Raw genomic sequence first — 14,839 nt, forward strand, 5'->3', positions numbered from 1 at the left:
TAAAATCTAAAATCTAAAATCTAAAATCTAAAATCTAAAATCTAAAATCTAAAATCTAAAATCTAAAATCTAAAATCGGTACGCAAATTGATATGGGAATAATGGAAATTAAATTTAGGAAAGAAATAATACAGTTTCGTAAATAATTTTTTAATTTCGATTAACTTAAAAATGAATGTGTTATGCAAGATTTAGAAGTTGTAGAAGATAACAGAATGTCAAAACTCCTAATCGGATTGGCTTTGGATGGAATTGGAATGATTTCTTTCTCAATTCCGTTTTTGGGTGAATTTTCAGATGTGGTCTGGGCGCCCATTGCCGCGATAATTATGGCAAAAATGTATAAAGGACGAGTAGGGAAGGTTGCGAGTGTGCTGACTTTTCTGGAAGAGATTATTCCTTTTACAGATGTGATTCCGTCTTTTACCTTAACTTGGCTTTATACTTATTTCTTTACGCGACAGCCCAAAGAATTTAAGGAACAATAAAACAAAGGCAGCTAAATTTTTTAGCTGCCTTTTTGTTTGAAACTTATTGAATAATAACTTTTTTGAGGTATAAAATTTTTCTGGTGTCTGGATCTGTCACTTTTAAGATATAAACCCCTTTTTTATTTATGGAAATATTTTCCTGCGTTTGTCCGCTTATAGTACGTTTTTGAATTTCTCTTCCAAAAATATCGTAAATTCTAAGTTCAGCCTCATCTACATCAACATCTAGTAAAATCGAGAAATTTCCTGTGTTTGGTACTGGCCATACTTTAAAGCTATCGATCAGATCTTTGATTACCTCATTAATAGGAGAGGTTGAATAACCGCTCAACACATTCACTTTTCGTGTCATCGTTCCGCCTTCAGAATCTGTAACGGTGAATTTAAATGAGCATAAACCTTTTACATTTGGCTTAAATTCTACCGTATTTCCAGATAATGTTGCATTTCCGTTAACTACTTGAGATAGAGAATAAGATACTCCGCTTGTAAAACCTCTAGATAATTTTTGAATATCAATGTATACTTTGTTTCCTAAAACAGCATCATAATGAGGTTCAGACATCCATTGTAAATATTTGTCCAGATTGGTGTATCCGTCTAAATCAGGATCTGCATTGGCATCTGAGAAATCTCCAATTCCAGAATTTACATTGGTTCCAATTATATTTTCCCACCAGTTTGGCAATCCATCTTGATCGCTGTCCCAGTTTTGAGGTCTAACTACAGTTGGATAATCTTCAAAACCTCCAACGTCCGCTTCATTATCTGGGAATCCAGGTTTTCCTGTTACGCTTCCAACTGCAGAATAAGTGCCGTTTAGTGTTTCTGAAATAATTCGCTGATCGTGATCGTCAAATTCAGGTTGCGTGCATCCAACATCAGAAAGTACAATTTTATACGCATTTTTTGCCGATTGCGTCGTCACGTACGATGGGAAAAACGGTGCGTCTACGAAGTTGTTGTAAGGAACGGTATTGCCCGAAGCTTTTCTTCCTAAAGTCTGATTCGATTCGTCGAAATAGCCCGGCATTACATTTCCGTTAAAATAGCATCTTTGCATTCCAGTTCCAACTCCTTCGTTTTGCTGATTAAAAGCAACAAATATTTTAGATCCAGCGCCAGGTTTGTAATAATTATTTACAAAGTTCACTTCTTTAGTTCCGCCGTCGGTTGTTCTTCCGCCCCAGTTGTAAACGACATTGTTGGTGATGTCCATTTTTCCTGTATAAGCGCCGCTTCCGTCTAGTCCGCCGCCAAGACTCCAGTTTCGGCCGTAGCAATGTGCCAATAAATTATGATGGAAACTTCCGATATCTCCGCCAATTGTAGCCGCATAACCATGTTCTGTTCCTGCTGGATAATTTTGATGGTTTGCTGCGTTTAATGCTTCAGATATAAGAGTTCTTTGTAGCGTAATGTTTTTGCCAGATCGTGAACTGAAAGATTCATCAATCGTCCAGCTTATTGAGCAGTGGTCAATAATACTATTGTCTGCGCCTGTTAATCCCATTCCGTCATAAGTCGGTCCAGCTCCGAGTCTAACTCTTAAATTTTGTACAATCGCGTCATTTCCTGTTACGCCAAATGGAGCCGATCGAATTGTAATTCCTTTTCCAGGAGCGGTTTGTCCCGCAACAGTGACATAAGGCTGGCTCAGAACTAAACGAGATTGCAGCTGAATTACTCCTGAAGTATTAAAAACAATGGTTCTTGGACCGATATCATTGGTAACAGCTTCTCGGAAACTTCCTGGTCCGCTGTCATTTAAATTGGTAACCGCTACCACTTTTCCGCCTCGTCCGCCACGTGCAAAACGGCCGTAGCCTTCAGCCTCTGGAAAAGCGAGCTGTGCAGGACGAAAACGCCAAACATTTCCTTTTTCAACGCCATTTGCTAAAACTTCATCAACTCGCCAAAAATAGGTTTCGCCAGTGTACAATCCGTTTACTTGATAAGAAGTATTGGCTAAAGTTTGGTTTCCTTTAAATTCGGGTGAAGATGTCGTTGCGTTATCAACGGCTGCTTGGTCAGTTCCAAAATAAACATTATGTGAAACCGCATTTGCGGCAGCAGTCCATTGCAGTAATTTTCCGCCAGATGTTAATTCGACATGCTCGTCATTTTGCTTCGGATTTGGATTTGTTGCCTGATAAAAAATATTAGGCGTGTTTAATTCAAAACCATTTAATACAAAGTTTTTAATGTTTTCTGTTCCTGAAGTTTCTGCTGCCATTAGAATCACAACATCGGTTCCTGCAGTAGCTTCAAATTTTAAATAAGCAGATTTGGCATCGGCAGTTTTGGTTGCTCTTACAGTTGGAATCAAATTATCAACCACTAAATTTCCGTCAACAGAAATATCAATTGGACTGAAAGTATTTGTTGTTGGGCTGTCTACGTTATTAAAAAAGGCTAATAAGGTATGTTCTCCCGCTGCTAATCCGCTTATTCTAATTTCAATTTGAGCACCGAGATTTGCGGTTGAACCTTTTACCGTAAGTCCGTCGCAGACTAATCGGGCGTAGTAAGGAGCTTGAATTCCGGCTTTGTACCAATTGGTTCCTAAGTTATCTCCGTTGTTTCCAACACGATTAACTGTAAAAGTAACTCCATTTTCGGTATAAGTGTTGGTGTTGCCAGAAGCGATTACCCAAGCAGTATAATCAGGGTCGTTTACTTCGGCTTTAGGTCGTGCTGACTGATCAAAGTCAATTTTTACAATCGGATTTTGGGCAAAAATCTTGTTGACTGGCGCAATGAGACAAATTATCGTCGCCATTACGGAGATTTTAAAGTAATTTTTCAGCATGTCAAATTGTGGTTTGGTTAGTAAGTAATAACTTTAATTAGAAAAACTAAACAACTGATTATCAGTTTTAAGTAGTCTCGCTAACTATTGTAAAGTTTGTTATTACGTCAAATAAAACTATCCTGCACCATCCTGTTCTGCTTGCTGAATTGTTATAGAAAAGGTGTTTAAAAAATGTAATATGTTTTTTTAATGCTAATTTTTTAGAGACTCAATATCTAGTAAATGCTAGGATTGATAAAAATGCATTCGATAAAAGTGCGTTTCGAGAAAAAATATAAATTAAATCGAAAATTTAAGATTAAAGGAAAATCTTACCAGAACGGTTTTAATTAAAAAGAAAGAAATAAAGTAAAATTAGTCTAATAAAAATCCAAGTCCCATGTTTTTAAGCATTTTCTTTTCGAAGTTCCAAAAGAATTTATACTGCCCAAAAATAGTTCCGATAGCAACTAATAAAACCTGATAAATAGGGAAAATAATAATAAGGCGAATGAGTGTGAACCAGCCTCCGAAATCTTCTTTCGTAATTCCGAGCCAAATGCAAAAAGGTTTAGACAGCCAAGCAGATGCCGATCCTGTGATGGCAAAAACGATAAGTATAATGACGGCTTGTAAATTGGAGGTGATTCCCCAACGCTTTTTTAATCTATTCATTGCTATTTGTAATGATTACAAATATAGTATTATTATCTTGATGGAACATAGCCCCAAAGCTTTTGTTTGTAAGTATTTTGAAAATAAATCATGTAATTGTAAATTAAGTAATTTACCTCATAGCCGTAATGAATGTCTGGACGGTAGTCAATTGACATTTCGTATAAATTTGGATTATAACGCTGTGGCTGTAAAACACGATTATTCCATTCTGTTACATACAAATTGTTTTTATTTTCAAGATAAGATAATGAATGATAGTTTCTAGGATAAGCTCGAGATGCAAGCCAGTTTGTGAAGCCGTTGTCGATTATAATGACTTCGTATTCTAATGAATCATTTGCAATTCTCACGGTATCATTTCCTTTTTTAATTGATGTAGCACTATCAGAACTGGCAATATTCTTCGAAGCCGTAGAACACGCGACAATAGTAAGTAAAGCAATTAATATGGAAATGCATTTTTTCATGTTTTAAATTTACGAATATTTGACGAGAGGAGAATAGGGTTTAACAAGAATCTAACTAATAAGATGCTAAGCTACTAAGCTACTAAGCTACTGAGCTACTAAGGTTCTGAGTTGCTATGCTTATCGAAACTTAAGTTTTTTATATAGAAAAAGCTGTTTGCATTGCAAACAGCTTTAAATATTTTACTTAAAATCTCATGGACTTAGAAGCTTAGGGCCTTAGTAGCTCAGTAGCTTAGAACCTTAGCAGCTCAGCACCTTTACTTACTCCCAAACAGCTTCCCGATGAACCCAGCGATTCCGCCTTTGCTTTTGGTAACTACAAGTACATCTGCAACGTCTACTTTTCCGTCGTTGTTTTGGTCAAGTCCAAATTGCATTCCGTATTTAGAGATGGTATCCATTATTCCAGAAGCTTGTCCGCTGTTTCCGGAAATAGCACTTATTATATCTGAAATTTGAAAACTGCTATCGTTTGGATCTTTTGCTTTATTCACTAAAGAGCCTAAAATCTGCGGAATCAAATTAGAGGCAACTCCGTTTGAGTCTGCACTGCTTAATCCGAATTTTTGGCCAAGACTGCCGCTTAATTGCTGCTGAATTTGTTGTACTACCGGATTAGAACTGTCAATTGCTGTATTTCCATTAAATAAGCCAGCAATCTGATCGGTTCCGCCTTCAGAAACAATCTTTTTTAATCCTTCAAAAATAGAATTGCTTGTTTCACTTATTACGGCTTCATTATGCTCATTTGGGACAGCGTTATTGTTTACAACAGCATCGCCTCCATATTGCTGTACTAATTGGGTCAATTGTTCAAACATAATATATAAGGTTTAAAATTACACGCCAAATTTAATAAAAAAAGAAAGGGATTTACTACAAATAAGTAGTAAATCCCTCTAAAGGTAATCTATTTTTTTATTACTTAGCTTAATAAAGTAATAATTTGTGAAGCCAGTTCTGTACCAATTCTATCTTGTGCTTCTCCTGTAGCTGCTCCAATGTGAGGAGTCAAAGAGATTTTAGAGTGCATTAAGATTGCCATTTCTGGTTTTGGTTCGCTTTCAAAAACGTCTAAACCAGCAAAAGCAACTTTTCCTGAATCTAAAGCTTTAACTAAAGCAACTTCGTCGATAACTCCACCACGAGCACAGTTTACGATACCAACTCCGTCTTTCATGATTTCAAGTTCTTTTTCTCCAATGATGTAACCATTTTGAGCTGGAACGTGCAATGTAATGAAATCTGCTTCTTTAAATAAAGATTCTAAAGATTGAGAAACGATTTTAGTTGTGATTGATTGTCCATCGAAAAATTCAACTTTAATGTCAACCTCTGGAATAAAGCTATCAGCAGCGATAACTTTCATTCCTAAACCAAGAGCCATTTTTGCAGTAGCTTGTCCGATACGACCAATACCAACAATACCTAAAGTTTTACCTCTTAATTCAGTTCCGTTAGCGTAAGCTTTTTTCAAACCGTCAAAGTTTGAATCTCCTTCTAGAGGCATGTTTCTGTTAGAATCATGTAAAAAACGCACACCAGAAAATAAGTGTCCAAATACTAATTCTGCAACAGATTCTGAAGATGAAGCAGGAGTATTAATTACGTGAATTCCTTTGCCTTTTGCATAATCCACATCGATATTATCCATACCAACACCACCACGACCGATGATTTTGATACCTGGACAAGCATCGATAATATCTTTACGAACTTTAGTAGCACTACGAACTAAAATTACGTCAATGTTGTTTTCATTTATATAGTTAGCTACTTGTTCTTGAGCTACTTTTGTAGTGATAACTTCAAAACCACCTTTTTCTAAGGCTAGAATTCCACTTTTAGAAATTCCGTCATTTGCTAATACTTTCATTGTTGTGTTATGTCTTTGCGAGGAACGAAGCAATCTCATCCTCAATTTTAATTTTTCTTTTTTTTATTAGGAGCTAATCCCGCTATCCGTTACAATCTTTTTTGTTTTTAAAGAAAAAACAAAAAAGGATTTCCACTTCTATCGGGGCTAGGGCACCTGTCTTCGGTTGCTGTTTTTGTGTAAGCTGAAAACTAAACTTTAGTTTCTAAAGCTTTCATTACATCAACTAAAACCTGAACGCTTTCAATTGGCATAGCGTTGTAGATAGAAGCTCTGTAACCACCAACAGAACGGTGTCCTGGCAATCCAGAAATGTTTGCTGCTTTCCATAAAGCGTCAAAAGTTTCTGTGTGCTCTGGGTTGTTCAATAAGAAAGTTACGTTCATGTTAGAACGGTCTTCTACTTTTGCAGCACCTTTAAACAATGGGTTTCTGTCGATTTCAGCGTAAAGTAATTCTGCTTTAGCGTTGTTTAATTTCTCAACAGCAGCAATTCCGCCTTTTTCTTTAATCCATTGTAAAGTTAAAAGAGAAACGTAAACAGCAAATACAGGTGGAGTATTGTACATACTTTCTCCTTTGATGTGTTTAGCGTAATCTAGCATACTAGGAATTGTTCTTCCGTTTTTGCCTAAGATTTCTTCTTTTATTACCACTAATGTAGTTCCTGCAGGTCCCATATTTTTTTGAGCTCCAGCATAGATGATATCGAATTTAGAAAAATCTAATTCACGAGAAAAAATGTCAGAACTCATATCGCATACAACTGGAACATTAGTTGATGGGAATTCTTTCATTTGAGTTCCAAAGATCGTATTGTTGCTAGTGCAGTGGAAATAATCAGCATCAGCTGGAATTTCGTATCCTTTTGGAACATAAGTATAATTGTCTTCTTTTGAAGAAGCTACGACAACAGTTTCACCGAAAAGTTTAGCTTCTTTGATCGCCGCAGTTGCCCACGTTCCTGAATCTAAATAAGCTGCTTTTCCGTTTTCTTTCATTAAGTTATATGGAGCCATTAAGAATGCTGTGCTGGCACCACCTTGTAAAAATAAAGCCTGATAACCTTTTCCCTGAAGTCCTAATAATTCTAAAGCAAGGGAACGAGCTTCCTCCATAACAGCAACGAAATCTTTGCTTCGGTGCGAGATTTCAAGGATAGATAACCCTGAATCATTAAAATTTAAAATTGCTTTTGATGCCTTCTCAAAAACTTCCTGAGGTAAAATACTTGGTCCTGCGCTGTAGTTGTGTTTTTTCATGGTTGTTGTTAATAGTCGAAAATTTTAAAGACGCAAATTTCGGCAATAAGAGCCGAAAAAGCGTTAAAATATTCGAAATAATTAAACAAATTATTACTTTGTTGTTAACAAAAACGTTATAGTATCGACATTATCTGCGTAATCCCACAATTGAGGTTTTTGCGTTTCTCCAAATGCAATACTATTTGCAGTTAAATTGCTGCTGACAATGCATTGAATTTGATCTGCATTTTCCTGAAGACGTTTTTTAAGTTCTTCAAGGTTGTCGTAATACTCATAAAAAACACTCGAAATAGGCGAGGCGTAGCTTGAATCTTCTTTTAAAGTCAAAAATCCGTTATCTAATAATTTGAAATTACTCATTAAAAATACTGCTTTATTATAGTCATAATTATTAGCGTATTTTTCGTAATGAATAACATCTTGATATTTAAACATCGCTTGAAAAAAAGCATCAAAAGAATACTCTTTCGGAATGAAAAGTTTAGAGACATTTCGGCATCCTAAACCAAAATATCTAAAAATATCTTCACCTAAAGCTTCTAATTCTTCGTTAGTTTCTTTTCCCGTCAAAATCGCAGCTGAGTTTCTGTTTTTTCGAATAATCGATGGTTTATCTTTAAAATAATATTCAAAATAACGAGCTGTGTTGTTACTTCCTGTAGCAATTACTGCATCGAAGTTTTCTAGTTTTCCTTCTACGAAAGTGATGCTGTCTTTTAAATTTTCATCAACAGCAATTAAATATTTAGCCAAAAAAGGCAATAAATGCTGGTCGTTTGACGAAGTTTTGATTAAAGCTTTATTGCCTGTAATTAAAACAGATAAAAAATCATGAAAGCCTACAAGCGGAATATTTCCGGCTAAAATTAAAGCAACCGTTTTGCCCGATTGAGCGGAGTCGAAAGAATAAGCAGAAAGCCATTTGTCAATATTTTCAGCTGTTAAGGCTTCTGCCCATGACTGTATGGAAAAATAAACCTGTTCTGGCGTATACCATCCATTATGAGATTGTGATAAACGAATCAGATTTTCGAAATCATCAAAGAAAATATCATTATATAAAACGTCAGATTTTGGCGCTGAAGCACCCTCAGAAAACTGACTTAGAAATTTTCCTAATTCAACAAAAACACTTTTTTTTGTTTCTAATGTCATAATGTTTGTTTATGAATTGTTTTGATTGTAATTTTGCACAAAAATAAGCTATATTACGTTATAAGGCAAAGTAGTTTTGAATCTTTCAATCTTTAATCTACAAAACCTATATAACTTTTAACAAAACGAAGAAAAAGATGGCAATTATTATAACTGACGAATGTATCAATTGTGGGGCTTGCGAACCAGAATGCCCTAATACAGCAATATATGAAGGAGCGGATGATTGGAGATATAAAGACGGAACAAGTCTTTCTGGAAAGATCGTATTACCTGATGGAACTGAAGTTGACGCTGATGATGCGCAAACTCCAATTTCTGACGAAATCTACTATATAGTACCTGGAAAATGTACAGAATGTAAAGGTTTCCACGATGAGCCGCAATGTGCTGCTGTTTGTCCTGTTGACTGTTGTGTGCCAGATGACGATCACGTTGAAGATGAAGAAACGTTATTAGAAAGACAATCGTTTTTACACGGAGAGTAATGGCTCGTGTACTTTAAAATATACAATCCTGAGTTTTTACTCAGGATTTTTTTTACCCTGTTATCAGGTAATTTTAAAAGTTAGTTTCTTGATAACGAATGTTTTGTTTTTTTTGACTGTTGCTTTATTGTTAAAAAAATAATACTTTAGTTGAAAATTTAACAAACGCCTATGAAGAGATTGCTACTTTTATTTGCTGTATTATTATTAAATATGAGCGTTTTTGCGCAAAGTGAAGAATATTCTATTGTCGTAAAAGATATAGAAACGCAGCTTCCTATTGAGAATGCAACAGTGGTAATAATGAAAACCAAGCAAATTTTATTGAGCAATGAAGAAGGTAAGGTAACCTTTATGCTAACTGGCGGTTCTAATGTTCAAGTTTCTGAAACGAATTATGAAGATATAACCGTGCGCTGGACTTCTTTAAACGGAGATCAGAAATTTGTTATTTATCTTAAAAGTAAAGATAACAAACTAGACGAAGTGGTTTTGTCTAAAGAAGCTCCAGACAAAATACTGCAGAAATTAGTCAACAATTCTATAAAAAAAATCAGCATTTCGCATAGGCAAAAAGTATATGTGCGAGAGTTTTTTATGCTCGACAATCAATATTCGTATTATAATGACGGATTGGTAAATTTTCAGTTTGATAAAAACAACAATGCGACCACTTTGCTTGTAGAACAAAATAGATCTTACGGACTTCTAGAAACCGATATAAGTGCCGATTTGAGAGGCTATAATTTGAATAATATCATGGAGAATTATTCAAACTTTAAATATTTTGATCCGCTTTTAGATTCGAAGTCAAGAAAAGAATATGATTTTACCATAAAAGGACATTCTACAAATAAAGATTATTATGTGATGTCTGTAAGTCCTTTGGATAAAGCGAAAGAAGCAATTGATAATTTTCAGATAATTTATGATCCGCTAAAGAAACTTATTATGGAATTTACGATTTCGGTAACTCCTTTAAGTCTTGATAAAATTGAAGAAAAAACAAAAGAAGGCGAAAAGAATATGACCAAATCTTTTGTGAAAGTAAATTACCGCTGGGACGGAACAGATTATTATGTTTTGAGTTCTAATGAAGAAATTGGTTACAGCATAATTCAAAAAGAAAAACCAAAAAACATTCAGGTTCGAAACAGTTTTGTAACGACAGGTTTTAATAAACAGAATTTTACATACAATGAAAGTGATGTTTTTAAAGAAAAGTCTCTTTTCAATAAAAAGAACAAAATCCTGACCAATTATTGGGATATTTCAGGTTTTACCGCAACCGATGAAGAAAAAGCCATCATCGCATCTTTAGAGTTTAAATTGTAATTAATAAATAGAAAAGAAAAATCCTGAGCTGCGAAGTTCAGGATTTTTTGTTTGTTATTGTCAGGCTGAGCGGAGTCGAAGCCCCCGCAAAGATTGGCAGATTCTCTTTAACTAATTTCTGGCGTGTCCTTCGACTCCGCTCAGGAAGACATAAAATGAGATAATATATTGTCCAAAGTTTATGCTGTTTGTCAGGCTGAGCGGAGTCGAAGTCTAGAAATTAAACCCAAGTCTTGCATAATAATACGCTCCGCTGAAACCCATTTGTACAGCATCCCAATAACCACCAGCTTCTGTATTGCCTTGTTCGTCTTGCTTAGTAGGATACACATTAAACAAGTTATTACTTCCAATTGTTAGTTTTAAACTTTTAGTAAATTGATATCCAAGCGTTAAGTCAGTAACAACTCTTGGGTTGTAAACATCATCTTCGTCGGCATAATCTACCAGAACTACTTTACTAAATCTGGTAAAAGCCAAACCTGCATCAAATTTCTTTCTGTTGTAAGTTAAGTTTAAAGCAAATTTATTATCTGGCGCAGAAGCTAATAAAAATGCTCTTTCGCGTTTTCCGAAGAAAGTCGCTTCGTCTAAAGTGCCATTTTGCACTTTGTCAATTTTCATGTCATTGATATTTCCAACCAAAGTTGCTCCAAATTGTGATTCTCCAAATCTCTTTTTCCAAGATAAAACCAAATCTAGACCGTGAGTGCTTGTGTCTACGCCGTTAACAAAAAACTGAGCCTCAGAAACACCAAGATCTAAAGACGAAGCGTCAAAATAACCTGTAAGAACGATACGGTCTTTTACTTGAATATAATAACCGTCTACTGTAGCAGTAAAATCGCCAAAAGAAGCCGTAAGTCCCAAAGAAGCATTTACCGCTTTTTCTTCATTTAATTTCTGGATTCCGAAAGCTCTTGTTACCGGACTGTCATTTGGAGCCAGTAAAACTTCAGTAGCACCGCTGGCGTTAAAATTGGTAAAACGCAAATTATAGTATATCTGAGCTAATGATGGCGCACGAAAACCTGTACTTACAGAACCTCTTAAATTAATATGATCTGTAATTTTAAGGCGTGAAGCTAACTTTCCGTTTAAAGTGCTTCCAAAATCGCTGTAATTTTCAAAACGAACCGCGCCGCTTACCATTAAGGCTTCTGTAATATCCAACTCGGCATCGGTGTAAAGAGAAAAGTTGGTGCGGTCTTTATTAACTTCATTTGCTGGACTATAACCTGGGAAACCTTGAGAACTTCCCGGCCTTGGAATAGTTGGAGAAGAATCAGGATCTGTAGGATCATAATCTGGATTTGGAATCGTAGGTGCACTTTGAGTTGTCGGATCCGTAATAGGCTGTCCGTTGGTATCATAAGTAGTATAAGAACCTTCTTCTCCTGCAAAAATCTCAAATTGTTCGACTCTAAATTCTGCTCCAAAAGCAATATTTAAACCGCCTAAAATGTCTCCATAATTTTTTGAAATATCAAAATTGGTCGTGTTTTGAAGCAAGCTGTGGCCTCCAGCGTCAAATTCATGAGGAGAATTTTCTTCAAGCGAAGCATTTATTGTTCCTTTAATATCATATTGAAATTTATTTTTTCCGAAAGTATTACTTAAATCAAATTTCCATCCTCCAGCAGATTCTGTTCGAATTCCCGCAGCTATAGAATTATCATTTATTTTGGAAGTAATTCTTGGCGTATATCCTCCAGGATAAACCGATTCTACGACTCTTTCGCCATCATTTCTGGTAAAAGCATAAGCGTCTGTATCTCTAAAATTGCTTCCGCCAAAAGCATAAAATTCCGTTTTATCTGAAATCGGAATAGCAAGATTTGCAAATAAGTTTACGCCTGTCATTTCAGCATCACCAAAACCTTTTCTAAAATCATAAGCAGGTCTTAATGTTTTGTTTTTATTTAGGAATTCTCCCGTAACATTTACATATCCGCCTTTTGATCCAATTCCCGTACCGTAGTTTGCAGCTACTCTTACCGAACCTCCATCAAAATCCTGATCTTTTCCGTATGAATTTCCATTGCCATTTTTATCCAATCTATAGCCTTTTGTATTTGGAGTTCCAGGTAAAAAATCGCCTTTTGCATCGGTATTAAAAACACCATAAGTTATAGATCCCGTTAATTCATCAACAGTATCATTGGTAACAATATTAATTACGCCAGAAATAGCATCAGAACCGTATTGTGCAGAAGCGCCATCGCGTAAGATCTCAATTCTTTTAATAGAAGCTGCTGGAATGGCATTTAAATCTGTTCCCGTGTTTCCGCGTCCGCGCGTTCCAAACAAATTGATTAAGGAAGATTGATGTCTCCTTTTCCCGTTAATCAAAACCAAAGTCTGATCTGGTCCCATACCTCTCAAAGAAGCTGGATCTACGTGATCGGCTCCATCAGAACCAGATTGTTTATTCGCATTAAACGAGGGAGCTACATATTGCAAGAGTTGGTTAATCTCTATTTTTCCGCTTTGAGTTGTAACATCCTTTACATTAATGACATCAATAGGAACGGCCGAATTGACGACTGTTCTTTTTGTGTTTCTGGAGCCTACCACTACAACATCATTCAGAATCTGACCATCGTTTTCGCTTAAAGCAATTTCTATTTTTTCGCTTGAAGCTGATTTTTCAACTGTCGTAAATCCGACATAACTAAAAATTAATGTGGCGCCTTCTTTTACTTTGATTCTAAAGCCGCCTTCAAAATCAGTTGAGACTCCGTTTGAAGTTCCTTTTTCAGTAACATTAACACCAGGCAGCGGATTGCCTGTTTTGTCTTTTACATGGCCCGAGACTTCTTTTTGGGCAAAGAGAAATGCTGAATGCAGCAGGAATATTAATAATGCAATCTTTTTCATGGTAACTGGTTTTTTAGTTTGTTTTTTGTTGACTAGTGTTATAAAAGTAATGTTTTTTAACAAAAATTTAATAAAATGTTTAAAAATTTTCAGAAATAGCTCTAAAATTATATTATTGAACATTTTTACTTCGTGCAAGAGCTATTAAATCTTATATTTGCAAAATTTTAAAGCCGAAAAATGTTATTTTGGCAGAAATAAAGAAAAACACGTAAAACATAATGCATTAAACAACAAGGTTTAATGTTTGAGATCTTAAATAAGATCGAATAAATAATATACAAACAAACAGATGAAAGCAGGAATTGTAGGATTACCAAATGTTGGAAAATCAACATTATTTAATTGTTTATCTAATGCAAAAGCGCAAAGTGCCAACTTTCCTTTTTGTACAATCGAACCTAATATTGGTGTTGTAAACGTTCCAGATCCAAGAATTAATAAATTGGAAGAATTGGTAAAACCAGAGCGCGTTCAAATGGCAACTGTTGATATTGTAGATATTGCAGGTTTGGTAAAAGGTGCAAGTAAAGGGGAAGGTCTTGGAAACCAGTTTTTAGGAAACATTAGAGAGTGTAATGCTATCATTCACGTTTTACGTTGTTTTGACAATGATAATATCGTACACGTTGATGGAAATGTAAACCCAATTCGTGATAAAGAAACTATTGACATCGAATTGCAGTTAAAAGATTTAGAAACAATCGATAAACGTTTAGAAAAAGTAAAACGTGCTGCAAAAACAGGAAATAAAGAAGCGCAGACAGAAGAAGCTTTATTAAACAGGATTAGAGAGGCATTGTTACAAGCAAAATCTGCAAGAACAATCGTTCCTCAAAATAATGACGAAGAAGTTTTGATGGAAGCTTTCCAATTGATTACTGCAAAACCAGTTTTATACGTTTGTAACGTTGACGAAAGCTCTGCTGTAAACGGAAACAAATATGTGGATCAAGTTCGTGAATTAGTAAAAGACGAAGATGCTGAAGTTATCGTGCTTTCAGTAGGAGCTGAGGCTGATATTACTGAATTAGAAAGCTACGAAGAGCGTCAGGTTTTCCTTGAAGATATGGGATTAGAAGAGCCAGGAGCATCAGTTTTAATTCGTGCGGCTTACAAACTTTTAAAACAGCAGACTTATTTTACAGCTGGAGTAAAAGAAGTTCGTGCTTGGACAATTAACATTGGAGCTACTGCACCGCAAGCGGCAGGAGTTATCCACACTGATTTTGAAAAAGGATTTATCCGTGCAGAGGTAATCTCATACGACGATTACGTACAATACGGTTCTGAAGCAAAAGCAAAAGAAGCTGGAAAATTCAGAGTAGAAGGAAAAGAATACGTGGTAAAAGATGGTGATGTAATGCACTTCCGTTTTAACGTTTAATTCTTTTTTAAGAGAATAGA

The 14,839-nt window shown here is 35.5% G+C and carries 12 protein-coding genes; 4 read left to right on the forward strand and 8 right to left on the reverse strand.

Translation table 11 applies throughout. The features are described 5' to 3' along the window. The first annotated feature begins 182 nt into the window (after positions 1–182). Positions 183–488 carry a hypothetical protein gene (locus tag Q9Q97_RS18225; RefSeq protein ID WP_306159710.1) on the forward strand — a complete coding sequence of 102 codons (306 nt, stop codon included), beginning with the start codon at positions 183–185 and terminating at the stop codon, positions 486–488. Between the two features lie 43 nt (positions 489–531). On the opposite strand, the gene Q9Q97_RS18230 is transcribed toward Q9Q97_RS18225, so the two are convergent. From Q9Q97_RS18230 to Q9Q97_RS18260, 7 genes are all read right to left on the reverse strand, one after another. Continuing rightward, positions 532–3,273, reverse strand: a complete 2,742-nt coding sequence (locus tag Q9Q97_RS18230) for a T9SS type A sorting domain-containing protein (RefSeq protein WP_306159712.1) — start codon at positions 3,271–3,273, stop codon at positions 532–534. A 387-nt stretch (positions 3,274–3,660) separates the two neighbouring features. Next, entirely contained in the window at positions 3,661–3,960 is a 300-nt protein-coding gene (locus Q9Q97_RS18235) for a DUF6787 family protein (protein WP_306159714.1), read from the reverse strand. 32 nt (positions 3,961–3,992) lie between these two features. After that, positions 3,993–4,430 carry a DUF6146 family protein gene (locus tag Q9Q97_RS18240; RefSeq protein WP_306159716.1) on the reverse strand — a complete coding sequence of 146 codons (438 nt, stop codon included), beginning with the start codon at positions 4,428–4,430 and terminating at the stop codon, positions 3,993–3,995. A gap of 260 nt (positions 4,431–4,690) precedes the next feature. Beyond that, complete coding sequence (locus Q9Q97_RS18245) at positions 4,691–5,254, reverse strand: DUF937 domain-containing protein (RefSeq protein ID WP_306159717.1); 564 nt, start codon at positions 5,252–5,254, stop codon at positions 4,691–4,693. A gap of 104 nt (positions 5,255–5,358) precedes the next feature. Next, positions 5,359–6,309 (reverse strand): D-2-hydroxyacid dehydrogenase, encoded by a 951-nt coding sequence (locus Q9Q97_RS18250; protein WP_306159719.1) that lies wholly within the window; start codon positions 6,307–6,309, stop codon positions 5,359–5,361. 191 nt (positions 6,310–6,500) lie between these two features. Next, positions 6,501–7,571: a 3-phosphoserine/phosphohydroxythreonine transaminase gene (gene serC, locus Q9Q97_RS18255; RefSeq protein ID WP_306159721.1), complete on the reverse strand. Its 1,071-nt coding sequence runs from the start codon at positions 7,569–7,571 to the stop codon at positions 6,501–6,503. Positions 7,572–7,664: 93 nt separating this feature from the next. Next, complete coding sequence (locus Q9Q97_RS18260) at positions 7,665–8,729, reverse strand: acyl-CoA reductase (RefSeq protein WP_306159723.1); 1,065 nt, start codon at positions 8,727–8,729, stop codon at positions 7,665–7,667. A gap of 137 nt (positions 8,730–8,866) precedes the next feature. Here Q9Q97_RS18260 and Q9Q97_RS18265 point away from each other — a divergent pair, with 137 nt between their 5' ends. Both Q9Q97_RS18265 and Q9Q97_RS18270 read left to right on the forward strand, forming a co-directional pair. Continuing rightward, positions 8,867–9,217, forward strand: coding sequence for a 4Fe-4S dicluster domain-containing protein (locus tag Q9Q97_RS18265; protein ID WP_125719425.1), 351 nt, complete (start codon positions 8,867–8,869; stop codon positions 9,215–9,217). A 171-nt stretch (positions 9,218–9,388) separates the two neighbouring features. Next, entirely contained in the window at positions 9,389–10,552 is a 1,164-nt protein-coding gene (locus Q9Q97_RS18270) for a hypothetical protein (protein ID WP_306159725.1), read from the forward strand. Positions 10,553–10,765: 213 nt separating this feature from the next. Here the strand turns inward: Q9Q97_RS18270 and Q9Q97_RS18275 are convergent, their stop codons facing one another. Continuing rightward, the gene (locus Q9Q97_RS18275) at positions 10,766–13,432 is read right to left on the reverse strand and encodes a TonB-dependent receptor (RefSeq protein WP_306159727.1); all 2,667 of its coding nucleotides are present in this window, start codon (positions 13,430–13,432) and stop codon (positions 10,766–10,768) included. 292 nt (positions 13,433–13,724) lie between these two features. Between Q9Q97_RS18275 and ychF the strand changes: the two genes are divergently transcribed. Beyond that, positions 13,725–14,819 (forward strand): redox-regulated ATPase YchF, encoded by a 1,095-nt coding sequence (ychF, locus tag Q9Q97_RS18280; RefSeq protein ID WP_125719432.1) that lies wholly within the window; start codon positions 13,725–13,727, stop codon positions 14,817–14,819. Positions 14,820–14,839 lie beyond the last annotated feature (20 nt).

The organism is Flavobacterium sp. DG2-3 (assembly GCF_030730925.1).
GTDB lineage: Bacteria > Bacteroidota > Bacteroidia > Flavobacteriales > Flavobacteriaceae > Flavobacterium.

What these genes read in the sequence shown, in the direction of transcription:
- Q9Q97_RS18260 (WP_306159723.1), bottom strand. Translation starts at nt 8,729, where the DNA reads ATGACATTAGAAACAAAAAAAAGTGTTTTTGTTGAATTAGGAAAATTT.
- Q9Q97_RS18250 (WP_306159719.1), bottom strand. Translation starts at nt 6,309, where the DNA reads ATGAAAGTATTAGCAAATGACGGAATTTCTAAAAGTGGAATTCTAGCC.
- Q9Q97_RS18225 (WP_306159710.1), top strand. Translation starts at nt 183, where the DNA reads ATGCAAGATTTAGAAGTTGTAGAAGATAACAGAATGTCAAAACTCCTA.
- Q9Q97_RS18275 (WP_306159727.1), bottom strand. Translation starts at nt 13,432, where the DNA reads ATGAAAAAGATTGCATTATTAATATTCCTGCTGCATTCAGCATTTCTC.
- ychF (WP_125719432.1), top strand. Translation starts at nt 13,725, where the DNA reads ATGAAAGCAGGAATTGTAGGATTACCAAATGTTGGAAAATCAACATTA.
- Q9Q97_RS18245 (WP_306159717.1), bottom strand. Translation starts at nt 5,254, where the DNA reads ATGTTTGAACAATTGACCCAATTAGTACAGCAATATGGAGGCGATGCT.
- Q9Q97_RS18230 (WP_306159712.1), bottom strand. Translation starts at nt 3,273, where the DNA reads ATGGCGACGATAATTTGTCTCATTGCGCCAGTCAACAAGATTTTTGCC.
- Q9Q97_RS18265 (WP_125719425.1), top strand. Translation starts at nt 8,867, where the DNA reads ATGGCAATTATTATAACTGACGAATGTATCAATTGTGGGGCTTGCGAA.
- Q9Q97_RS18235 (WP_306159714.1), bottom strand. Translation starts at nt 3,960, where the DNA reads ATGAATAGATTAAAAAAGCGTTGGGGAATCACCTCCAATTTACAAGCC.
- Q9Q97_RS18240 (WP_306159716.1), bottom strand. Translation starts at nt 4,430, where the DNA reads ATGAAAAAATGCATTTCCATATTAATTGCTTTACTTACTATTGTCGCG.
- Q9Q97_RS18270 (WP_306159725.1), top strand. Translation starts at nt 9,389, where the DNA reads ATGAAGAGATTGCTACTTTTATTTGCTGTATTATTATTAAATATGAGC.
- serC (WP_306159721.1), bottom strand. Translation starts at nt 7,571, where the DNA reads ATGAAAAAACACAACTACAGCGCAGGACCAAGTATTTTACCTCAGGAA.